Genomic DNA, 21,902 nt, shown 5'->3' with positions numbered 1-21,902 from the left:
GCTGTCGGCGCTTGGGGGCACCGCGACGCCCCCGGGGCTGCGGGGGCGGGCGGGTGGTGCGGCGGCTGACCGCCGCTCGGCTGACCGGCCGTCACAGCACCTGGGCCTGGGGGCCGTCGGGGCGCTCCAGGCGGGCGTCGACCACCGCCCGGGCGATCTCGGCCACCTCGGTGTCGGCGAGCCGCCGGAAGCCGTCCTCGGTGATGACGGTGATGATCGGGAAGATCTGGCGGGTCAGATCGGGGCCGCCGGTGGCCGAGTCGTCGTCCGCCGCGTCGTAGAGCGCCTGGATGACCGCGGTGGCCAGCTGACCCTCGGTGAGGTCGCGCCGGTAGAGCTTCTTCAGGGCGCCGCGGGCGAACACCGAGCCGGAGCCGGTGGCCGCGAAGCCGTGCTCCTCGCTGCGGCCGCCGGTCACGTCGTAGGAGAAGATGCGGCCCTTGCCGCGCTCGGTGTCGTATCCGGCGAACAGCGGCACCACGGCCAGACCCTGCAGGGCCATGCCGAGATTGCTGCGGATCATCGTGGACAGGCGGTTGGCCTTGCCCTCCAGGGAGAGCGTCGCCCCTTCGATCTTCTCGTAGTGCTCCAGCTCCAGTTGGAAGAGCTTGACCATCTCCACCGCGAGGCCCGCGGTGCCGGCGATGCCGACCGCGGAGAACTCGTCGGCCGGAAAGACCTTCTCGATGTCGCGCTGGGCGATGATGTTCCCCATCGTGGCGCGGCGGTCACCGGCGAGGATCACTCCCCCCTCGAAGGTGGCGGCCACGATCGTGGTGCCGTGCGGCAATTCGATCGCCCCCTTCATCGGCGGCAGCGGCCGGCTCCCGGGCAGCAGCTCGGGCGAGTGATCGCCCAGGAAGTCGAGGAACGAGGACGAGCCCGGCGTCAGGAAGGCGGCCGGCAGTCGCCCGGTGCTTCGAGTGTTGGCTTCCACACGTTTCCTTCCACACGATCATGAAGTCGGTACGGACCCTACCCGCGGGCCGGACATCCATCCGCCCCGCGGTCCTGGGGCGCGGGGCGGACGGAGGGGGCGAGCGGCTACTCGCCGCCCTTCTGGACGAACGACCGGACGAAGTCCTCGGCGTTCTCCTCGAGGACGTCGTCGATCTCGTCGAGGACCGAGTCCACGTCGTCCGAAAGTTTTTCCTGGCGCTCCTTGAGGTCATCGGCCGCTTGGGTGTCCTCCTGGACCTCCTCGACCTCCTCCGTGGAACGCGTCGCCTTCTGCTGTCCGCCGTCGGTGTCCTTCGTGGCCATGTCCCTCACCCCGCTTGGTGTCCGTGCGCTCGGTTACCTGCCGTACTCATGGTGCAACTCACTGCCCTACAAGATCAGACCCTACAAGCACGGTCCGACATCGGCGCTCGATTACCTCAACGTACGACTGCCACTGGGTTGTTTCCCGGTTCTGAGCCGTTTCAGCCGCCCGAGAGGATACGGACCAGGTCCTCGGCGGTACGGCAGCGGTCGAGCAGCTCCTTGACGTGCTTGCGGGTGCCCCGCAGCGGCTCCAGGGTGGGCACCCGCTGCAGCGAGTCGTGGCCCGGCAGGTCGAAGATCACCGAGTCCCAGGAGGCGGCCGCCACGTCGTCCGCGTACTGCTCCAGGCAGCGGCCGCGGAAGTAGGCCCGGGTGTCCTCCGGCGGCTTGGTGACGGCCCTGAGCACGTCCGGCTCGTCCAGCAGCCGCTTGATCCGGCCGCGGGACACCAGGCGGTTGTACAGGCCCTTGTCGGGCCGCACGTCGGCGTACTGCAGGTCGACCAGGTGCAGCCGGGCCGCGTCCCAGCCGAGGTCGTCGCGCCGGCGGTAGCCCTCCAGCACTTCCTTCTTGGCCACCCAGTCCAGCTCGCCGGCCAGGCTCATCGGGTCGTTCTCCAGCCGGTTGAGCACGTCCTCCCAGCGGCCGAGCACGTCCTGGGTCTGCTCGTCGGCATCGGCGCCGTAGCGCTCCTCGACGTATTTGCGGGCCAGCTCGTAGTACTCCATCTGGAGCTGGACCGCGGTGAGCTTGCGGCCGTTACGCAGGGTGATGAGCTGTTTCAGGGTCGGGTCGTGGGAGACCTCGTGCAGGGTGCGGACCGGCTGGTCCACCGCGAGGTCCACCTTGATGAAGGAGTCCTCGATCATGGACAGCACCAGGGCGGTGGTGCCCAGCTTGAGGTAGGTGGAGATCTCCGAGAGGTTGGCGTCGCCGATGATGACGTGCAGCCGGCGGTATTTCTCCGCGTCGGAGTGCGGTTCGTCCCGGGTGTTGATGATGGGCCGTTTGAGGGTCGTCTCCAGGCCGACCTCGACCTCGAAGTAGTCGGCGCGCTGGCTGAGCTGGAAACCGTGCTCGTGGCCGTCCTGGCCGATGCCGACCCGGCCGGCGCCGGTGACGACCTGCCGGGAGACGAAGAACGGGGTCAGGTGCCGCACGATGTCCGAGAACGGTGTCTCGCGCCGCATCAGGTAGTTCTCGTGGGTGCCGTAGGACGCGCCCTTGTTGTCGGTGTTGTTCTTGTACAGGTGGATCGGCTGGGCGCTGGGGATCTGGGCCGCGCGCATCGCGGCCTCGGCCATGATCCGCTCGCCGGCCTTGTCCCAGAGCACGGCGTCCCGCGGATTGGTGATCTCCGGCGAGGAGTACTCCGGATGGGCGTGGTCCACGTAGAGCCGGGCGCCGTTGGTGAGGATCACATTGGCCAGGCCGATGTCCTCGTCGGTGAGCTGGGTGGAGTCTGCTGCCTCCCGGGCGAGATCGAAGCCGCGGGCGTCCCGCAGCGGGTTCTCCTCCTCGAAGTCCCAGCGGGCGCGGCGCGCCCGGTGCATCGCCGCCGCGTAGGCGTTGACGATCTGGGACGAGGTGAGCATGGCATTGGCGTTGGGGTGGCCGGGCACGGAGATCCCGTACTCGGTCTCGATGCCCATTACTCGCCGTACGGTCATGCGGCCCTCCTTGCCCGGCTCCGGCCCGTGCGGGCCGGAAAACACACCGGCTGCGGGTACCCGCTGGGGGGACCCGCAGCCGGAGGGTAGTGCTTACAGATACTGTCCGGTGTTCGCCACGGTGTCGATGGAGCGTCCGGTGTCCGCTCCCTGCTTTCCGGTCACCAGGGTGCGGATGAAGACGATCCGCTCTCCCTTCTTACCGGAGATCCGTGCCCAGTCGTCGGGGTTGGTGGTGTTGGGCAGGTCCTCGTTCTCCTTGAACTCGTCCACACAGGCGGCGAGCAGGTGGGAGACGCGCAGGCCCCGCTGGTCGTGGTCCAGGAAGTCCTTGATGGCCATCTTCTTGGCCCGGTCCACGATGTTCTGGATCATCGCGCCGGAGTTGAAGTCCTTGAAGTACAGGACCTCCTTGTCACCGTTGGCGTAGGTGACCTCCAGGAAGCGGTTCTCCTCGCTCTCGGAGTACATCCGCTCCACCACCGACTGGATCATGGCATCCACGGTGCCCGCCGGCGACCCGCCGTGCTCGGCGAGGTCGTCGCCGTGCAGCGGAAGGGTGGCGACCAGGTACTTGGAGAAGATGTCCTTGGCCGCCTCGGCGTCCGGCCGCTCGATCTTGATCTTCACATCCAGCCGGCCGGGCCGCAGGATGGCGGGGTCGATCATGTCCTCGCGGTTGGAGGCGCCGATCACGATGACGTTCTCCAGCCCTTCCACACCGTCGATCTCGGCGAGCAGCTGGGGGACGATGGTGTTCTCCACGTCCGAGCTGACACCGGAGCCGCGGGTGCGGAAGAGGGACTCCATCTCGTCGAAGAAGACGATGACCGGAGTGCCCTCCGAGGCCTTCTCACGAGCCCGCTGGAAGACCAGGCGGATCTGCCGCTCGGTCTCGCCGACGTACTTGTTGAGCAGCTCGGGACCCTTGATGTTCAAGAAGTAGCTCTTGCCCTGCGGCTGGCCGGTGACCTCGGCGACCTTCTTGGCCAGCGAGTTGGCGACCGCCTTGGCGATGAGCGTCTTGCCGCAGCCGGGGGGGCCGTAGAGCAGGACGCCCTTGGGCGGGCGCAGCTCGTACTCCTTGAAGAGTTCGGCGTGCAGATAGGGCAGCTCCACGGCGTCGCGGATCTGCTCGATCTGGTTGCCGAGTCCGCCGATCTGGCGGTAGTCGATGTCGGGAACCTCTTCGAGGACGAGCTCCTCGACCTCGCTCTTGGGCACGCGTTCGTAGACGTAGCCGGAGCGGGGTTCGAGCAGCAGCGCGTCGCCGGCCCGCAGGGCGCCGTCGAGCAGCGGTTCGGCGAGCCGCACCACCCGCTCCTCGTCGGTGTGCCCGACGACCAGGGCGCGCTCGCCGTCCTCCAGGACTTCCTTGAGGGTGACGATGTCGCCGACGCGCTCGAATTCCATGGCCTCGACCACGTTGAGCGCCTCGTTGAGCATCAGCTCCTGGCCGCGCCGGAGCCCGTCCAGTTCGACGGCGGGGCTGACATTCACCCGGAGCTTGCGCCCACCGGTGAAGATGTCGGCTGTGCCGTCCTCGTTGGCCTGCAGGAACACGCCGAAGCCGGCGGGCGGCTGCGCGAGCCGGTCGACTTCCTCCTTGAGGGCCACGATCTGGTCGCGGGCCTCCCGGAGGGTGTTCGCCAGCCGTTCGTTCTGCGCGGACACGCCTGCCAGATTGGTCTGCAGCTCGACGATCCGCTCCTCGAGAATTCTCGAGTGCCGCGGAGAGTCGGCGAGCTTGCGTCGCAGGACGGCGATCTCCTGCTCAAGAAAGGCGACCTGGCTCATGGGATCTTCCGATCCACGAGCGGGTCGGCCGCCACGGTTGATGTCGTCGTCGTGGGCCGCCACGGTCCTCACCTCCTCCAAGGGGAGCTGGACGTTTCCAGACCCTACCTGGACCGGTAGGGGTTGAAACCCCTAGATCACAAAGACGATCGCGGTGTGTCCGATCTTCACCCTTGCGTACGTCCCTCCGCCACTGAGATACCCGCCGATCTCCATTCGAAAGCCGCCGGTTGTATCGTCGTTCCGGTCAACCGCCTTCGACGGTGGTCTCTTCCCGAACGAACAACGGCAGGCGAGGGTTTCCGTGAGCAACGAGACGGCCGAAGCGCTCGAAGTCTGGATCGACCAGGACCTGTGCACGGGTGACGGGATCTGCGTGCAGTATGCGCCCGAGGTGTTCGAACTGGACATCGACGGGCTGGCCTACGTCAAGGGGGACGACGACGAGTTGCGGCAGTCCCCCGGTGCCACGGTGCCGGTGCCGCTGACCCTGCTGCAGGACGTCGCCGACTCCGCCAAGGAGTGCCCCGGCGACTGCATCCACGTGCGGCGCGCCGCGGACCGCGTCGAGGTCTACGGACCTGACGCGGACTGAGCCGGGCGCACTGGGCCGATCGGGGGACCGGCGGACCCGCCGGGCGCCGCGGACCGGCGGACACCGGGCCGCGGCGCCTCAGATGCTGTTCGCGGCCGGTCCCGGCAGGGCGACGTAGCGGTCGCCGCGCCATTCCCAGGTGTAGGTGCGCCGCAGGTCGGGGCAGCAGCGGGGGGTGGTGTCGCTGGAAAAGCCGAGCACCGTGGCCCGGACCGTGCGGCCGGCCAGCCGGAAGTCGCTGATCTGCCGCTGGTCCTGCGGCCTGACGAGGGTGGCGGCGATGCGCGGCTTGCCACCGGCGGCGGTCGGCGCGGCCAGGATGAAGACACCGACCGGCGGAGTGCCGACGTCGGAGTGGCAGTGCGCGACCACGACGGTCTCGGGCCGCCCGTCGCCGTCCAGGTCCGCGGAGACCTGGGAGACCACGTCGGTGGCGGTGCCGGGGGCGCAGTCCAGCGGGTAGCTGACGGCCGCCGGGTCGGGTGCGGCCACCGGGGTGGCCGGCGGCTTGTCGCCCCCGGCGGGAGCGGCCGTCTGCGAGGCGTCGGCCGGCTGCACCAGCGCGACGGCTGCGACCAGGGCGCCCAGGGCGGCGGCGGTGGTGATCCAGTGCACGGTACGGCTGCGGGTGTGCGGAAGGGCGGGACCTGTGGACGCCTGCACGCGCCTGTCTCCTGGGGTCGAACAGCGGGGGTGGCCAGCATGGTGCCATATCTCACACCGGCGCGGTACGCCGGGGCCCGCACCGGTACGCCGGGCGCTCGCCGGCCGGACGGGCCCGGAGCGGGACGACCCGGAGCAGGACGACCCGGAGCAGGACGAACGGGAAAAGCGCCGCCGCCGGTGCCCTGGAGCGGGCAAACCGGCGGCGGCGCGCGGAGATTGGCTGAAATCGTCCGCCCCCGCGGCGCGGGCGGGACGACCGGTGGCGCAACCGGGGGGCTCACTCCTCGGCGGGGGACCCTCCGCTGCCGCTGCCGGGGCCGGTGTAGTCCTCGCCGTAGGCGCCCTTGGCGGGCCGGCGGCGGCGCAGCGGCGGCTCCACCCCGTCGGCGAGCCGGCGGGCGGTGAGCAGGAAGCCGGTGTGGCCGATCATGCGGTGGTCGGGGCGGACGGCCAGGCCCTCCACGTGCCAGTTGCGCACCATCGTCTCCCAGGCGGCCGGCTCGTTGAAACTGCCGAACTCGCGGATCGCCTCGACGGTCCGGGCGAGCTGGGTGGTGGTGGCGACGTAGGCGCACAGGATGCCGCCGGGCACCAGCGCCTTGGCGACCACCTCCAGGCACTCCCAGGGCGCGAGCATGTCGAGGATCACCCGGTCGACCTCGGTGTCGGACAGGTTGTCCTGGAGGTCACCGACGGTGAGCTGCCAGGCCGGGTGCGGGCCGCCGAAGTAGCGCTCCACGTTCTGGGTGGCGATCTCGGCGAAGTCCGCGCGGCGCTCGTAGCTGTGCAGCATGCCCTGGTCGCCGATCGCCCGCAGCAGGAAGCTGCTCAGCGAGCCCGATCCCACCCCGGCCTCGACGACCCGGGCGCCGGAGAAGATGTCGGCCATCGCCAGGATCTGCCCCGCGTCCTTGGGGTAGACCACGGCGGCGCCGCGGGGCATGGAAAGGACGTAGTCGGGGAGCAGCGGGCGCAGCGCGAGATAGGCGACGTTTCCCGTGGTTCGGACCACACTGCCCTCGGGGGCGCCGATCAGCTCGTCGTGCGGGAAAGCGCCCTTGTGGGTGTGGAACTGCTTTCCGGCTTCGAGCGTGAACGTGTAGTGGCGTCCCTTGGGATCGGTGAGCTGGACCTGGTCCCCGACTTTGAAGGGCCCGCGTCGGCGGGCGGCACCGGTCGGTTCGGACATGCGCTCACCTTATCGGCTCGGTTCACCGGGTTTTTACCGAAGGCGGCGCTGCCAGGGCCCCTCAGGCCGCCGGGCGGCCCATCGCGGCGAGGAAGGCGCGCTCCACGTCGGTGGTGGACAGCACGCCGTAGATCTCGCCGGTGGGCTCGATCACCAGGTACTCGGTGGAGGGGTTGGCCCGCAGCCGGTCCAGCAGGTCCTCGCCGGACAGCTCGGCGGACACCCGCATACCCGCGGTGAGCTCCTGGGCGAGGCCGCTGACCGCGACCCAGGGGCGGCGGTGCTCCGGGATGGAGACGATCGCGGACTCACGGACCAGCGCGGTGGGGTCGCCCTGGCCGTCCACCACGACCAGGGCGCGGGCGCCGGCCTCGTGGGCCCGGCGCAGCGCCTCGGACAGCGGGGTGTCGGAGGCGACCGGGACCGCCCGGCGGGTCAGGGTGCGGGCGCGCAGGCCGGGGAGGCGTTCGCGCAGCCGGGCCATCCGCAGGCTGTTGCCGGCGCCGGTCCAGATGATGGCGGCCAGGATCGCGGCGAGCAGCGCGTCGGTGAGCGAGTCGGCGTTGCTGTGCGAGCCGTTGCCGTCGACCCCGCCGGCGTACGACAGCAGGGGCAGCCCGATCAGCACCGCGAGGGCGAGGCCGCGGCCGACCCAGGCGGCGGCCACCGTCCCGGTCATCGGGCGGCCGCTGAGCTTCCACACCACGGCCCGCAGCATCCGGCCGCCGTCCAGCGGCAGCCCCGGCAGGAAGTTGAAGATCGCAACGATCAAGTTGCTGACGAACAGCCCGGCCAGCAGCACTCCCGGCACCGTGCCCCGGTCGACCAGCTGCATCCCGCCGAAGAAGACCGCCGCCAGCACCAGGGACAGCAGCGGTCCGACAAAGGCGAGCACGAACTCCCGGCCCGGGGTGTCGGACTCCTTCTCGATCTCCGAGACGCCGCCGAAGAACTGCAGCTGGATCCGGCGGACCGGCAGGTTGAAGCGCAGCGCGGCGACGGTGTGGGCGAGCTCGTGGATCAGCACCGAGGCGTAGAAGGCGACCGCGAAGAACAGCGAGACGAGGTAGCGCAGGCCGCCGAGCCGGGGCAGTACGGTGTCGAGCTGGCCGCCGAAGACCCAGGTGATCAGCGCGGCCACCAGGAACCAGCTGGGCGCGACATAGATCGGGACGCCGAAGAACCGCCCCATCAGCACCCCGCCGCCGGGATTCCGCTTGGCCTTTTCCGAGTCGCCGTCGCCGCCCCGACCGGGATCTCGGATGTCCTGGGACGGCGGCCGACCGCTCTCGCTCACTGGTTCCCCTCGTGCTGATACAAAACCCTCGTACCGATCATGCGGGACAAGGGGCTCACCGGCCATGCTATTGCCCCGTTCCGCCGGACACGCACCGGCACTGTCGGTCGCAGGCCGTAGGGTCAGCAGCCATGGGAACACCCGCCGAGATTCCAGCGCCGCGCCCGTCCGCCGCCGCCCGCGTATCGCCCGCCGCCGCCGTGCCGGTGTCGCTGTCGCCGTCGCGCGCCGCCGACTTCATGCGCTGTCCGCTGCTGTACCGGCTGCGGGTGATCGACCGGCTGCCGGAGAAGCCCAGCGAGGCGGCCACCCGCGGCACGGTGGTGCACGCCGTGCTGGAGCGGCTGTTCGACGCACCGGCCGCGGAGCGGACCGCGCAGCGGGCGCGTTCCATGGTGGCCGGCGAGTGGGAGCGGCTGCGGACGGCGCGGCCGGAGCTGGCCTCGCTGTTCACCGCGGCGGAGGGCGCCGCCGACCCGGCGGCGCTGGCCGCCTGGCTGGAGAGCGCCGAGCGGCTGGTGGACCGCTGGTTCTCGCTGGAGGACCCGACCCGGCTGGAGCCCGCCGAGCGCGAGCTGTACGTGGAGACGGTGCTGGAGTCCGGGCTGACGCTGCGCGGCTACGTGGACCGGCTGGACATCGCCCCGGCCACCGGTGACCTGCGGGTGGTGGACTACAAGACCGGCAAGGCGCCCCGCCCCGAGTACAAGGACGAGCCGCTGTTCCAGATGACCTTCTACGCCCTGGTGCTGTGGCGGCTGCGCGGGGTGGTCCCGCGCCGCCTGCAGCTGGTCGTACCTGGGCGAGCGGGGACGTGCTGACGTACGACCCGACGGAGCGGGATCTGCTGGCCACCGAGCGCAAGCTGCTGGCGTTGTGGGAGGCGATCCGGGAGGCGACCCGCAGCGGCGACTGGCGGCCGCGGCGCTCCCCGCTGTGCGGCTGGTGCGACCACCAGGCGCTGTGTCCCGAATTCGGCGGGACTCCCCCGCCCTATCCGCTGGCGGAAATCGCGGGGCCGCCGTCGGCGGTGGGCCAGAATGGTCCGGTCTAGCGAAGGAGTCCCTGTGGCGATCCGCGTCCTGCTGGTGGACGATCAGCCCCTGCTGCGTACCGGTTTCCGGATGATCCTGGAGGCGGAGCCGGATCTGGCCGTGGTCGGCGAGGCCGGGGACGGCCAGCAGGCGCTGGACCAGGTGCGGGCGCTGCAGCCCGATGTGGTGCTGATGGACATCCGGATGCCGCGGATGGACGGGGTGGAGGCCACCCGGCAGATCACCGGCCCCGATCGCTCGGGGCCGGCCAAGGTGCTGGTGCTGACCACCTTCGACCTGGACGAGTACGTGGTGGAGGCGCTGCGGGCCGGCGCCAGCGGCTTCCTGCTCAAGGACGCGCCGGCCGCCGAGCTGGTGCAGGCGATCCGGGTGGTCGCGGCCGGCGAGGCGATGCTGGCCCCGAGCATCACCCGCAGGCTGCTGGACAAGTACGCGGGGCGGCTGCCGTCGGGCGACGAGTCGGTGCCGCAGCCGCTGCACGCGCTGACCGAGCGCGAGGTCGAGGTGCTGCGGCTGGTGGCCCGCGGGCTGTCCAACGCGGAGATCGCCGCCGAGCTGTTCGTCAGCGAGACCACCGTCAAGACGCATGTGGGCCACGTGCTCACCAAGCTGGCGCTGCGCGACCGGGTGCAGGCGGCGGTGTACGCCTACGAGAGCGGACTGGTGCGCCCCGGGGCCGGCTGAGGCCCCGGGGCGCGTCCGCCGTACGGGCGGGGCGGGTGTGCGGCGGCGGTCAGCCGCTGACGCCGCGGCCCAGCTCCCAGAACTGCACGGTGGTGGAGGAGTTCAGCGCCCACTCGACACCGGTGATGTTGCTGCGCGAGGCGATGTACTGCTTGCCCTGCCACAGCGGCAGCATCGGGACGTCCTCGGCGATCTCGTCCTGCGCCTTGCCGAAAGCGGTGCTGGCGGTGCTCCGGTCCGCCTGCCGGCGGGTGTCCGGCAGGATCTGGTCCTGGATGTCGGCGTTGTTGTACGGCAGGTTGAGGAAGTTGTCCTTGTCGAAGAACGGCGCGATGTAGTTGTCCGGGTCCGGGAAGTCGGGCAGCCAGCTGATCGCGAAGATCTGGTACTTGCGCTGGGAGGCGGCCTTCAGGAAGGCGCTCCACTCCTCGCTCTGCACCTGCACGTCGAACAGCCCGCTCGCGTCCAGCTGGGCCTTGATCGCCTCGGCCTCCGGCTTGTTGACCGTACCGCCGGTGTCCTGGCGGTAGTTGATGGTCAGCGGGATCTTGCCGTCGATGTGGGCGGCCTTCAGGGTCTGCTTGGCGTTGGCCACACTCGGGTTGTGGTAGCGGTTGAAGAACGAGTTGGTGTGGCTGGTGATGCCCTGCGGGACCACGGAGTACAGCGGGTCGGCGGTGCGCTTGTAGATGTCCTTGGTGATCGCCTGGCGGTCGATGACCTCGGCCATCGCCTGCCGGACCGCCTTGTCCTTCAGCCCGTCCGAGGTGGTGTTGAGGAACAGGTAGCGGGTCTCGCCGCCGGGGGCCTCGGTGAGCTTGATGTTCGGGTCGGTGCTGTTCTGCAGGTCGATGATCTGGTCCGGCGCCATCGTCCGGGTCATGACGTCGATCGCACCGGACTTCAGCGCCGCTTCCATCTTCGCGGAGTCGTTGAACAGCTTCAGCTCGACCTTGTCGTTGCTGATCTTGTCCAGGCCCTGGTAGTGCGGGTTCTTGGTGAACTCCGCCTGCTTGCCCTGGTCGAACGAGTCGAGGATGTACGGGCCGGAGCCGACCAGCTTGAAGCCGTCGAACGGCTTGGCCGGGTCGTAGACCTTGCTGTCCACGATCGCCGCCGCCGGGGTGGCGAGCTTGGCCGGGAAGGTCGCGTCCTGCGCCTTGAGGTGGAAGACCACCGTCTTGTCGTCCGGGGTGTTGACCGCCTTGACGTTGGCTATCAGGGACGACGGGCCGGTGGGCCAGTTGACCTTCTTCATCCGGTCGATGGAGAACTTCACGTCCTGCGCGGTCAGGTCGTGGCCGTTGGAGAACTTCAGGCCGTCACGCAGCGTGCACTGGTACGTCATCCCGGAGGTGTCCGTGAAGTGGCACTCCTTGGCGGCGTCCGGGGTGGGCGTGGTGCTGCCCCGGGTGTAACCCAGCAGCTCCTGGAACGTGTTGTAGAAGACGTTCCAGGTGGCGGTGTCGTACGAGGTCGCGGGGTCCAGCGGCGCCGGGTTGTCCTTGGTCAGCACGATGCTGTCGGTGGTGCCAACGACGATGGGATCACCACTGCCGCCGCTTCCTCCGCCGGAGCCGCCGCACCCAGTGATCATGGGTGTCATGGCGCCCAGCAGGGCGGGCAGCACCAGAAGCTTGCGGTTCATCGTCGTCGTTCTCCTCTTGTGACTGCACATCTGCCTGCGTGCTCGCGTCGCGGTGGCTCCGCCAAAGCTGAACAGGCCGCCCGTGCACCGGGGTTCCGGGCAGGGTCGGAGCCCGGGAAGACCTTACGCGCTCGGCCGCCGGTGCCTCGTCGCGGTGGTACGCCGCAGGTATTCCAGCACATCCCGCGCGCATGCTTCGGTGACGATACCGAGATTGGATGTGATCAGCACCAACGGGATGCCAAAGTTCATCGACCCGAGTCCCGGAAGGCTCCGGCGAACACGCTCAGTGAATACGCGTGTTCAAAGAGCGCAGAAAAGGGACGCTCAACTCCTCCAGCGAGGAAACGACGGTACGGCCGGCCGCCGGCGGGATCGGCACCAGCGACGGCACGGCGACCACCAGGCAGCCGGCCGCCTCGGCGGAGGTGACGCCGGTGAGGGTGTCCTCGATCACCACGCACTGCGCGGGATCGGCGCCCAGCCGGGCGGCGGCGGTCAGATACGGGTCGGGGTGCGGCTTGGTACGGGCCACCTCGTCGCCGGCCAGGGTGAAGTCGAAGTGCTCCGGGCCGAGCGAGCGCAGCATCGCGTCGATGGTGCGGCGGTGCGAGGCGGAGACCAGGGCGGTGGGCACCCCGTAGGCCGACAGTTCGGTGAGCAGCCGGCGGGCGCCCGGCATCAGTGGCGCGCCGCGGACGATCAGCTCCTCGAACCGGGTGTTGATCGCCACGGTCAGCTCGGCGAGGGTGGCGGTGGTGCCGGTGACTTCCATCAGGTGCCCGACGCTGCGGGCCATCGGGCCGCCCACCACCACGTCGCGGTGCACCTCGTCCAGCACGTGGCCGAGGTCCGCGAAGACCTCCGCCTCCGCCGCCCACCAGATCCCCTCGGTGTCCACCAGGGTGCCGTCCAGGTCCAGCAGGACGGCGCGCGGCCGGGAACCCTGCGCCGTACGGGTGTCGACGACGGAGACGCTGCTGGTCATAGGCCCCACTCCTCGGTATCCCGGGGGACACGGAGGCCGGTCGCCGGGCCTCGCGGGAGCGGGCGGGCGACCGGCCTCTGCCGGACCGACCAGTCTACGTCGGCCCGCGGCGCGGCGCCGGTCGAGCGCCGGTCGGCCGCCGGAACAGTGCGCCAACGGCCGATGAAGCCCCTCGTGCCGCCCGCAGGGCGGCGGATCGCCCCGGCCGGAGCCGGGGCGCCCGAGGGGCGGCCGAGGGCTCCGGAGGGGCTCCGGGGGCTTCTGGAGGGCTTTCCCGGCGGGCGGCGGCGGTCGCGGCCCGCCTCAGCGGGCGTTGAAGTACTTCGCCTCCGGGTGGTGGATCATGATCGCGTCGGTGGACTGCTCGGGGTGCAGCTGGAACTCCTCGGAGAGCTCGACCCCGATCCGCTCCGGTTCCAGCAGCGCGGCGATCTTGGCCCGGTCCTCCAGGTCCGGGCAGGCCCCGTAGCCGAGCGAGAAGCGGGCGCCCCGGTACTTGAGCGCGAACATGTCCTCCACCTGGTCCGGGTCCTCGCCGGCGAAACCGAGTTCGGCGCGGACCCGGGCGTGCCAGTACTCGGCCAGTGCCTCGGCGAGCTGGACGGACAAGCCGTGCAGTTCGAGGTAGTCCCGGTAGGAGTCGGCGGCGAACAGCTCGTTGGCGGCCTCCGAGACCCGGTTGCCGACGGTGACGACCTGGAAGCCGACCACATCGGTCTCGCCCGACTCCTCGGGACGGAAGAAGTCGGCCAGGCACAGCCGCCGCCCGCGCCGCTGACGCGGGAAGGTGAAGCGGGTCCGCTCGGTGCCGTCCTCGTGCAGCACGATCAGGTCGTCGCCCTTGGACACGCACGGGAAGTACCCGTAGGTGACGGCCGCCTCCAGCAGCCCCTCGGACTGGAACCGGGTGAGCAGGCCGCGCAGCCGGGGCCGCCCCTCGGACTCGACCAGCTCCTCGTACGTGGGCCCGTTGGCGCGGGCCTGCTTGAGTCCCCACTGGCCCTTGAACAGCGCGCCCTCGTCGAGCCAGGAGGCGTAGTCGGCGAGCTGGATGCCCTTGACCACCCGGCTGCCCCAGAACGGCGGCACCGGCACCGGGTTGTCCACCGCCACGTCCGAGCGGACCTGGCCGAGGTTGGGCTCGGGCTCCTGCTCGGCGACGATGTCCCGCTTCGGGACCCGGCGCTGCTTGAGTTCGGGCAGGACCGCGCCGGGGACGCCGCGCTTGACCCCGATCAGCGCGTCCATCAGCCGCAGCCCCTCGAACGCGTCCCGGGCGTAGCGCACTTCACCCTGGTAGATCTCGTGCAGATCCTGCTCGACATAGGCCCGGGTCAAGGCGGCGCCGCCGAGGATCACCGGGTACTCCGCGGACAGGCCCCGCTGGTTGAGCTCCTGCAGGTTCTCCTTCATGATCACCGTGGACTTCACCAGCAGCCCCGACATCCCGATCACGTCCGCGCGGCTGCGCTCGGCGGCGTCCAGGATCGCCGAGACCGGCTGCTTGATGCCCAGATTCACCACCGTGTAGCCGTTGTTGGACAAGATGATGTCCACCAGGTTCTTGCCGATGTCGTGGACGTCGCCGCGCACGGTGGCCAGCACGATCGTGCCCTTGCCCTCGTCGTCGCTCTTCTCCATGTGCGGCTCCAGATAGGCCACCGCCGTCTTCATCACCTCGGCCGACTGCAGTACGAACGGCAGCTGCATCTGGCCCGAGCCGAACAGCTCGCCGACCACCTTCATCCCGGCCAGCAGCGTGTCGTTGACGATGTCCAGCGCCGGCCGCTCGGCCAGCGCCGCGTCCAGGTCGGCGGCCAGCCCGTTCTTCTCACCGTCGATGATCCGGCGCTGGAGGCGCTCCTCCAGCGGCAGCGCCATCAACTCCTCGGCCCGCCCGGCCTTGAGGGACTTCGAGTCGACGCCGTCGAAGAGCTCCATCAGGCGCTGCAGCGGGTCGTAGCCCTCGGCGCGCCGGTCGTGGATGAGGTCGAGGGCGACCTGGCGCTGCTCCTCGGGGATCCGGGCGATGGGCAGGATCTTGGCCGCGTGCACGATCGCCGAGTCCAGGCCGGCCTTGACGCACTCGTCGAGGAACACCGAGTTCAGCACCGTACGCGCGGCCGGATTGAGCCCGAAGGAGATGTTGGACAGGCCCAGCGTCGTCTGCACCTGCGGGTGGCGCCGCTTGAGTTCGCGGATCGCCTCGATGGTGGCGACGCCGTCCTTGCGGGACTCCTCCTGCCCGGTGCAGATGGTGAAGGTCAGGCAGTCGATCAGGATGTCGGACTCGAGGATGCCCCAGTTGCCGGTGAGGTCGTCGATCAGCCGCTCGGCGATGGCGACCTTCTTCTCGACGGTACGGGCCTGGCCCTCCTCGTCGATGGTCAGCGCGATCAGCGCCGCGCCGTGCTCGACGGCCAGCTCGGTCACCCGGGCGAAGCGCGACTGCGGACCGTCACCGTCCTCGTAGTTCACCGAGTTCAGCACCGCGCGCCCGCCGAGCTTCTCCAGCCCGGCCCGCAGCACGTCCACCTCGGTGGAGTCCAGCACGATCGGCAGCGTGGAGGCGGTCGCGAACCGGCCGGCCACCTCCGCCATGTCGGCGGCCCCGTCCCGGCCGACGTAGTCCACGCACAGGTCCAGCAGGTGGGCGCCCTCGCGGATCTGGTCGCGGGCCAGCTCCACGCAGTCCTCCCAGCGGCCCTCCAGCATCGCGTCGCGGAACTTCTTGGAGCCGTTGGCGTTGGTCCGCTCGCCGATGGCCAGGTACGAGGTGTCCTGCCGGAACGGCACCGTCTGGTAGAGCGAGGCCGCGCCCGGCTCGGGGCGCGGGCTGCGCGGCACGAGGTCCTGGCCGCCGACCCGCTCGACCAGCTGCCGCAGGTGCTCGGGGGTGGTGCCGCAGCAGCCGCCGACCAGGGCGAGCCCGTATTCGCGGGCGAAGGTCTCGTGCGCGTCGGCGAGTTCGGCCGGGCTCAGCGGGTAGTGCGCGCCGTCCTTGGTGAGTATCGGCAGGCCGGCGTTGGGCATGCAGGTCAGCGGGATACGGGAGTGGCGGGTCAGATAGCGCAGGTGCTCGCTCATCTCCGCCGGACCGGTGGAGCAGTTCAGCCCGATCATGTCGATGCCCAGCGGCTCCAGCGCGGTGAGCGCGGCGCCGATCTCGGAGCCGAGCAGCATCGTCCCGGTGGTCTCGACCGCGACCGAGCAGATCAGCGGCAGGCTCACCCCGGCGGCGGCCATGGCCCGGCGCGAGCCGATCAGGGCGGCCTTGACCTGCAGCAGGTCCTGCATGGTCTCCACCACCAGCGCGTCGGCGCCGCCGGCGATCAGCCCGGCCGCGTTGGCCTCGTAGCCGTCGCGCAGGGTGGTGTAGGCGGTGTGGCCGAGGGTGGGCAGCTTGGTGCCGGGGCCGATCGAACCCAGCACCCAGCGGGGGCGGCCGTCGGCGGCGAAGTCGTCGGCGACCTCGCGGGCGAGCCGGGCGCCGGCCTCGGACAGCTCGTGGATCCGGTCGGCGATGTCGTACTCGCTCATGGCGCTCTGGTTGGCGCCGAAGGTGTTGGTCTCCACGCAGTCGACGCCGACCGCGAAGTACGCCTCGTGCACCGACCGGACGATGTCCGGGCGGGTGACGTTGAGTACCTCGTTGCAGCCTTCGAGCTGCTGGAAGTCGTCCAGGGTGGGCTCCTGCGCCTGGAGCATGGTGCCCATGGCCCCGTCGGCGACCACCACCCGGGAGGCGAGTGCCTCGCGCAGGGCGGCGGCCCGGGCCGCCTGCGCCGGGGCGGCGCCGGCGGAGCGGGACGAGGAGGACGGGGAAGGGGACGGCGAGGCCATGGGGATGCTCCCTGGGATGCGACGGCTGTCGGCTATGCGCCGCCCGCCCCGGGGGCAGACCGCGCACCACGTCAGCCTAACCGGCGGGAGCCGAAGGCCCCGAAGCCATTTCGAAGGGCGGACGGGTGACGTGGGGCGCGCCTCTGCGATGATGAGGTTCGACAATGTCGACCGGGCTGGCCGCTGACCGCTGCCGCCGTATCCGCCCGGCCGGCCTGCCCCACGGTTTTGGAGTGCCCGCGATGCCAGGTCCCATCCAGTCGCTGGAACGAGCGGCGGCCATCCTCCGGCTGCTGGCCGGCGGCGAGCGCCGGCTGGGCCTGTCCGATGTGGCCTCCACGCTGGGCCTGGCCAAGGGCACCGCGCACGGCATCCTGCGCACCCTGCAGCAGGAGGGCTTCGTGGAGCAGGAGCCGGCCTCCGGCAAGTACCAGCTGGGCGCCGAGCTGCTCCGGCTCGGCAACAGCTACCTGGACGTGCACGAACTGCGGGCCCGAGCCCTGGTGTGGACCGACGACCTGGCCAGGTCCAGCGGCGAGGCGGCCTACCTGGGGGTGCTGCACCAGCGGGGCGTACTGATCGTGCACCACGTCTTCCGGCCCGACGACAGCCGCCAGGTGCTGGAGGTGGGCGCCATGCACCCGCTGCACAGCACCGCGCTGGGCAAGGTGCTGTCCGCCTTCGACCCGGTGGCGCACAGCGAGGTGACCGAGGGCGACCGGCCGGTGCTGACCAAGCGGACGATCACCGATCCGGCGGACTTCGAGTCGGTGCTCGACCTGACCCGGGCCCGCGGCTGGGGCGCCGACCTGGAGGAGACCTGGGACGGCGTGGCGTCGGTGGCGGCGCCCGTCTACGACCGGCGGCGGATGCCGGTGGGCGCGGTGGGCATCACCGGCGCGGTCGAGCGGATCTGCGACCCCGAGGGCATCCGGGCGCGCCTGGTGGCGGCGGTCCGGGACTGCGCGCGAGCAGTGGCGCGCGATCTGGGCGCCGGGCGGTTCTGAAACCCACCCCGGCGCGAGTCGTGAGTCACACCCCTCTTGACCTGCTCACCACTGAGGACGAAACTCTCGGTCAGCGGTCGACAATGTCGAACACCGGACGGGACTCGGCGACGTCTCCGCTCATGGACTGAAGACAAGGGAGTCGCAGTGTCCAATGGCCACATCGTCATCGGCGAGATCTTCGGTACCGCCGTCCTCATCCTGCTCGGCGGCGGCGTCTGCGCCGCTGTGACGCTCAAACGGTCCAAGGCCATCGGGGCCGGCTGGGTCGCCATCTCCTTCGGCTGGGGCTTCGCCGTCCTGGCCGGCGCCTACATAGCCAACGGCTACTCCGGTGGCCAGCTCAACCCGGCGGTCACCTTGGGTGTGGCCATAAAGACCGATCAGTGGAGCACCGTCCCCTACTACCTGATCGGCCAGTTGGCCGGCGCGATGATCGGCGCCTTCCTGGTGTGGGCCGCCTACCTCGGCCAGTTCCAGGCGCACCTGACCGACCCGGAGGTGCTGGCCGGCCCGGGCGCCGACCCGGCGGGCCCGACCACCGAGGACTCGGCGCTGCCCGGCGGGCCGGTGCTCGGCGTCTTCTCCACCGGTCCCGAGATCCGCAACCCGGTGCAGAACCTGATGACCGAGGCCATCGGCACCTTCGTCCTGGTGCTGTTCATCCTCACCGAGGGCATGACCAAGGGCCTGGCGCTCAACGGCCTCGGCATCCTGCTGACCGCGCTGGTGGTGGTCGGGATCGGCCTGTCGCTCGGTGGGCCCACCGGCTACGCGATCAACCCGGCCCGCGACCTCGGCCCCCGGATCGTGCACGCCCTGCTGCCGCTGCCCAACAAGGGCGGCTCCGACTGGGGCTACGCCTGGATCCCGGTGGTCGGCCCGCTGGTCGGCGCGGCCGTCGCCGGCGGCCTGTACCGGCTCGCCTTCACGTAGAACGTTCCCACCGAGCGTTCACCCGGGGCGCGTACAGCAGGGACCAGGACGTCATCTCGACCCGCAGCAAGGAGCACAACGTGACCGACACCCCCACCAGCTCGCACGGCAGCGGCCCGTTCATCGCCGCCATCGACCAGGGCACCACCTCCAGCCGCTGCATCGTCTTCGACCGGGACGGCCGGATCGTGTCCGTCGACCAGAAGGAGCACGAACAGATTTTCCCCAAGCCCGGCTGGGTGGAGCACGACGCGGCCGAGATCTGGACCAACGTCCAGGAAGTGGTGGCCGGCGCGATCCGCAAGGCCGCCCAGGACGTCCCCGGCTTCACACCCGCGGACGTCAAGGCGATCGGAATAACCAATCAGCGTGAGACCACCCTGCTGTGGGACCGGCACACCGGCCAGCCGGTGCACAACGCGCTGGTCTGGCAGGACACCCGCACCGACGCGCTGTGCCGGGAGCTGGGCCGCAACGTCGGCCAGGACCGCTTCCGCCGCGAGACCGGGCTGCCGCTGGCCTCGTACTTCGCCGGCCCCAAGGTCCGCTGGCTGCTGGACAACGTCGAGGGCCTGCGCGAGCGCGCCGAGGCCGGCGACATCCTGTTCGGCACCATGGACTCCTGGGTGATCTGGAACCTCACCGGCGGGGTCGACGGCGGGGTGCACGTCACCGACGTCACCAACGCCTCCCGCACCCTGCTGATGAACCTGCACAGCCTCGACTGGGACCAGAAGATCCTGGACTCCATCGGGGTGCCCGCCGCGGTGCTGCCGGAGATCCGGTCCTCCTCGGAGGTCTACGGCACCGCCAGCATCGGCGGGCTGGTCGACGTGCCGGTGGCCTCCGCGCTCGGCGACCAGCAGGCGGCGCTGTTCGGCCAGACCTGCTTCGCCAAGGGCGAGGCCAAGTCCACCTACGGCACCGGCACCTTCATGCTGATGAACACCGGCGACACCCCGGTGAACTCCTACAACGGCCTGATCACCACCGTCGGCTACCGCATCGGCGACGACGCCCCGGTCTACGCCCTGGAAGGATCCATCGCCGTCACGGGTTCACTGGTGCAGTGGATGCGTGACCAGATGGGACTGATCAGTACGGCGGCCGAGATCGAGACGCTCGCCTCGTCCGTGGCGGACAACGGCGGCGCGTACTTCGTGCCGGCCTTCTCCGGCCTGTTCGCGCCCTACTGGCGCGACGACGCCCGCGGGGTGATCGCCGGCCTGACGCGTTATGTCACCAAGGCGCACATCGCCCGGGCGGTGCTGGAGGCGACCGCCTGGCAGACCCGGGAGATCTCCGACGCGATGACCAAGGACTCCGGGGTCGAGCTGACCGCGCTGAAGGTCGACGGCGGCATGACCTCCAACAACCTGCTGATGCAGACGCTCGCCGACTTCGTGGACGCACCCGTGGTGCGGCCGATGGTCGCCGAGACCACCTGCCTCGGCGCGGCCTACGCGGCCGGTCTCGCGGTCGGCTTCTGGCCGGACGTCGAGGCGCTGCGGGCCAACTGGAAGCGGGCGGCCGAATGGACCCCCCGGATGGACGCGGCCGACCGTGACCGCGAGTACCACAACTGGCTCAAGGCCGTCGAACGGACCATGGGCTGGATCGAAGAGGAGCACTGAGGAAGAAATGACCACGCTGCAGCGCGTTCCCGCCCTGGGGACGCATCCGACCGCCGGCGCCAACCCCGGGCGGGCCGAGACCCGGGAACTGCTGGGCCATGCCACCTACGACCTGCTGGTGATCGGCGGCGGCATCCTCGGCATCACCACCGCCTGGCACGCGGCACAGTCGGGGCTGCGGGTGGCCATGGTGGACGCCGGCGATTTCGCCGGCGCCACCTCCTCGGCCTCGTCCAAGCTGCTGCACGGCGGCCTGCGCTATCTGCAGACCGGCGCGGTGCGGCTGGTCGCCGAGAACCACGTCGAGCGGCGCGCCGTCTCGCGGGACATCGCCCCGCACCTGGCCGCACCGCTCACCTTCTACCTGCCGGTCTACAAGGGCGGCCCGCACGGCGCGACCAAGCTGGGCGCGGGAGTCTTCGCCTACTCGGCGCTGTCGGCGTTCCGGGACGGGGTCGGCCACGTCATCACCCCGGCCAGGGCCGCCCGGGACGTGCCCGAACTGCGCACCGAGCAGCTGCGGGCGGTGGCGGTCTACGAGGACGGGCAGATGAACGACGCCCGGATGGCGCTGATGACGGTACGGGCCGCGGTGGAGGCCGGCGCGACCGTGCTGAACCACGCCGAGGTCACCGGGCTGCGCTTCACCGGCGGCCGGGTCACCGGCGCCGAGCTGCGCGACCGCGCCGACGGCACCGAGTTCGGGGTGGACGCCCGGCTGGTGCTCAACGCGACCGGGCCGTGGGTGGACCACCTGCGGCGGATGGAGGACCCGGCCGCGGCGCCCTCGATCCGGCTGTCCAAGGGCGCGCACCTGGTGCTGCGGCGCACCGCGCCGTGGAAGGCCGCGCTGGCCACGCCGATCGACAAGTACCGCATCACCTTCGCGCTGCCCTGGGAGGACATGCTGCTGCTCGGCACGACCGACGAGGCGTACGAGGGCGACCCGGCCGATGTGCGGGTCACCGACTCCGACATCGGCCAGATCCTGTCCGAGGCGGCCTTGTCGGTGCGCGACCAGCAGCTGTCCCGGGACCTGATCACCTACTCCTTCGCCGGTCTGCGGGTGCTGCCCGGCGGGCCCGGCGACACCGCCAAGGCCAAGCGGGAGACCGTGGTCACCGAGGGGCGCGGCGGGATGCTGTCGGTGGCCGGCGGCAAGTGGACCACCTTCCGGCACATCGGCCGGACCGTGATGAACAAGCTCGCGGAACTGCCCGGGCATCCGCTGGGCGCCGACATGGAGCCGATGTCGCAGCTGCCGCGCAAGGCCCCGCTGCCCGGTTTCGCCAGCCCGCAGGCGGTTGCCCACCGGCTGCTCGCCGACGGTACGGCGCCGGGCCCGCTGATGGCCCCGGACACCGCGCGCCACCTGGCCACCCACTACGGCTCGCTGGCCTTCGACATCGCCCGGCTCGCCAACGAGGACCCGGAACTCGCCCGGCGCGTGCACCCGGACGCGCCCGAGATCTGGGCACAGGTCGTCTACGCCCGGGACAACGAGTGGGCCCTGGAGGTCGACGACGTGCTGCGGCGCCGGACCACGCTGACCGTCCGCGGCCTGGACACCCCGCAGATACGGGGCGAGGTGGCGCGGGTGCTGGGCGAGCGCCGCTGAGCCGGGGAC

General features: G+C 70.7%; 16 protein-coding genes and 1 pseudogene. 7 read left to right on the top strand and 10 right to left on the bottom strand.

Annotated features, from left to right (window positions below; translation table 11 throughout):
• Window positions 1-91: 91 nt before the first annotated feature.
• The 4 genes from prcB to arc form a co-directional block, all read right to left on the bottom strand.
• Window positions 92-937, bottom strand: coding sequence for a proteasome subunit beta (prcB, locus tag GA0115240_RS09255; RefSeq protein ID WP_093736175.1), 846 nt, complete (start codon window positions 935-937; stop codon window positions 92-94).
• Window positions 938-1,044: 107 nt separating this feature from the next.
• Window positions 1,045-1,263, bottom strand: coding sequence for a ubiquitin-like protein Pup (locus tag GA0115240_RS09250; RefSeq protein ID WP_093736188.1), 219 nt, complete (start codon window positions 1,261-1,263; stop codon window positions 1,045-1,047).
• A 161-nt stretch (window positions 1,264-1,424) separates the two neighbouring features.
• Window positions 1,425-2,936 carry a depupylase/deamidase Dop gene (gene dop, locus GA0115240_RS09245; RefSeq protein ID WP_093736174.1) on the bottom strand — a complete coding sequence of 504 codons (1,512 nt, stop codon included), beginning with the start codon at window positions 2,934-2,936 and terminating at the stop codon, window positions 1,425-1,427.
• A 93-nt stretch (window positions 2,937-3,029) separates the two neighbouring features.
• Window positions 3,030-4,796: a proteasome ATPase gene (gene arc, locus GA0115240_RS09240; RefSeq protein WP_093736173.1), complete on the bottom strand. Its 1,767-nt coding sequence runs from the start codon at window positions 4,794-4,796 to the stop codon at window positions 3,030-3,032.
• 241 nt (window positions 4,797-5,037) lie between these two features.
• Between arc and GA0115240_RS09235 the strand changes: the two genes are divergently transcribed.
• Entirely contained in the window at window positions 5,038-5,328 is a 291-nt protein-coding gene (locus tag GA0115240_RS09235; RefSeq protein WP_093736172.1) for a ferredoxin, read from the top strand.
• Window positions 5,329-5,406: 78 nt separating this feature from the next.
• On the opposite strand, the gene GA0115240_RS09230 is transcribed toward GA0115240_RS09235, so the two are convergent.
• The 3 genes from GA0115240_RS09230 to GA0115240_RS09220 form a co-directional block, all read right to left on the bottom strand.
• A complete protein-coding gene (locus GA0115240_RS09230) occupies window positions 5,407-5,991 on the bottom strand; it encodes a hypothetical protein (RefSeq protein ID WP_093736171.1) in 585 nt (194 codons plus the stop codon).
• 280 nt (window positions 5,992-6,271) lie between these two features.
• Complete coding sequence (locus tag GA0115240_RS09225; protein ID WP_093736170.1) at window positions 6,272-7,183, bottom strand: tRNA (adenine-N1)-methyltransferase; 912 nt, start codon at window positions 7,181-7,183, stop codon at window positions 6,272-6,274.
• A gap of 61 nt (window positions 7,184-7,244) precedes the next feature.
• Window positions 7,245-8,480, bottom strand: coding sequence for a site-2 protease family protein (locus GA0115240_RS09220; protein WP_093736169.1), 1,236 nt, complete (start codon window positions 8,478-8,480; stop codon window positions 7,245-7,247).
• Window positions 8,481-8,611: 131 nt separating this feature from the next.
• Between GA0115240_RS09220 and GA0115240_RS09215 the strand changes: the two are divergent.
• Together GA0115240_RS09215 and GA0115240_RS09210 are read left to right on the top strand one after the other, a co-directional pair.
• A pseudogene (locus GA0115240_RS09215) lies at window positions 8,612-9,534 on the top strand (RecB family exonuclease).
• 13 nt (window positions 9,535-9,547) lie between these two features.
• Complete coding sequence (locus GA0115240_RS09210; RefSeq protein ID WP_093736168.1) at window positions 9,548-10,219, top strand: response regulator; 672 nt, start codon at window positions 9,548-9,550, stop codon at window positions 10,217-10,219.
• Window positions 10,220-10,268: 49 nt separating this feature from the next.
• On the opposite strand, the gene GA0115240_RS09205 is transcribed toward GA0115240_RS09210, so the two are convergent.
• The 3 genes from GA0115240_RS09205 to metH form a co-directional block, all read right to left on the bottom strand.
• Window positions 10,269-11,867 (bottom strand): ABC transporter substrate-binding protein, encoded by a 1,599-nt coding sequence (locus GA0115240_RS09205; protein WP_093736167.1) that lies wholly within the window; start codon window positions 11,865-11,867, stop codon window positions 10,269-10,271.
• A gap of 286 nt (window positions 11,868-12,153) precedes the next feature.
• Complete coding sequence (locus tag GA0115240_RS09200) at window positions 12,154-12,855, bottom strand: HAD family hydrolase (RefSeq protein ID WP_093736166.1); 702 nt, start codon at window positions 12,853-12,855, stop codon at window positions 12,154-12,156.
• Between the two features lie 303 nt (window positions 12,856-13,158).
• Entirely contained in the window at window positions 13,159-16,698 is a 3,540-nt protein-coding gene (metH, locus tag GA0115240_RS09195; protein WP_093736165.1) for a methionine synthase, read from the bottom strand.
• Between the two features lie 242 nt (window positions 16,699-16,940).
• Here metH and GA0115240_RS09190 point away from each other — a divergent pair, with 242 nt between their 5' ends.
• The 4 genes from GA0115240_RS09190 to GA0115240_RS09175 all read left to right on the top strand — a co-directional run bounded on the left by GA0115240_RS09190 (window position 16,941) and on the right by GA0115240_RS09175 (window position 21,893).
• Complete coding sequence (locus GA0115240_RS09190) at window positions 16,941-17,705, top strand: IclR family transcriptional regulator (protein WP_093736187.1); 765 nt, start codon at window positions 16,941-16,943, stop codon at window positions 17,703-17,705.
• Window positions 17,706-17,852: 147 nt separating this feature from the next.
• Window positions 17,853-18,641, top strand: a complete 789-nt coding sequence (locus GA0115240_RS09185) for an MIP/aquaporin family protein (protein WP_093736164.1) — start codon at window positions 17,853-17,855, stop codon at window positions 18,639-18,641.
• 80 nt (window positions 18,642-18,721) lie between these two features.
• A complete protein-coding gene (gene glpK, locus GA0115240_RS09180) occupies window positions 18,722-20,275 on the top strand; it encodes a glycerol kinase GlpK (RefSeq protein WP_093736163.1) in 1,554 nt (517 codons plus the stop codon).
• Between the two features lie 7 nt (window positions 20,276-20,282).
• Window positions 20,283-21,893 carry a glycerol-3-phosphate dehydrogenase/oxidase gene (locus GA0115240_RS09175; protein WP_093736162.1) on the top strand — a complete coding sequence of 537 codons (1,611 nt, stop codon included), beginning with the start codon at window positions 20,283-20,285 and terminating at the stop codon, window positions 21,891-21,893.
• Window positions 21,894-21,902: the final 9 nt, after the last annotated feature.

It is taken from the genome of Streptomyces sp. DvalAA-14 (genome assembly GCF_900091855.1).
In the GTDB taxonomy this organism is placed as follows: domain Bacteria; phylum Actinomycetota; class Actinomycetes; order Streptomycetales; family Streptomycetaceae; genus Actinacidiphila.
Note: the sequence above shows the minus strand (reverse complement) of the source record. Positions and strands in the feature narration are given on the sequence as shown.

Bases quoted from the DNA above. Each gene is read 5' to 3' on its own strand.
- GA0115240_RS09250 (WP_093736188.1), bottom strand. From the start codon at position 1,263: ATGGCCACGAAGGACACCGACGGCGGACAGCAGAAGGCGACGCGTTCC.
- dop (WP_093736174.1), bottom strand. From the start codon at position 2,936: ATGACCGTACGGCGAGTAATGGGCATCGAGACCGAGTACGGGATCTCC.
- GA0115240_RS09225 (WP_093736170.1), bottom strand. From the start codon at position 7,183: ATGTCCGAACCGACCGGTGCCGCCCGCCGACGCGGGCCCTTCAAAGTC.
- GA0115240_RS09205 (WP_093736167.1), bottom strand. From the start codon at position 11,867: ATGAACCGCAAGCTTCTGGTGCTGCCCGCCCTGCTGGGCGCCATGACA.
- GA0115240_RS09200 (WP_093736166.1), bottom strand. From the start codon at position 12,855: ATGACCAGCAGCGTCTCCGTCGTCGACACCCGTACGGCGCAGGGTTCC.
- metH (WP_093736165.1), bottom strand. From the start codon at position 16,698: ATGGCCTCGCCGTCCCCTTCCCCGTCCTCCTCGTCCCGCTCCGCCGGC.
- GA0115240_RS09190 (WP_093736187.1), top strand. From the start codon at position 16,941: ATGCCAGGTCCCATCCAGTCGCTGGAACGAGCGGCGGCCATCCTCCGG.
- GA0115240_RS09175 (WP_093736162.1), top strand. From the start codon at position 20,283: ATGACCACGCTGCAGCGCGTTCCCGCCCTGGGGACGCATCCGACCGCC.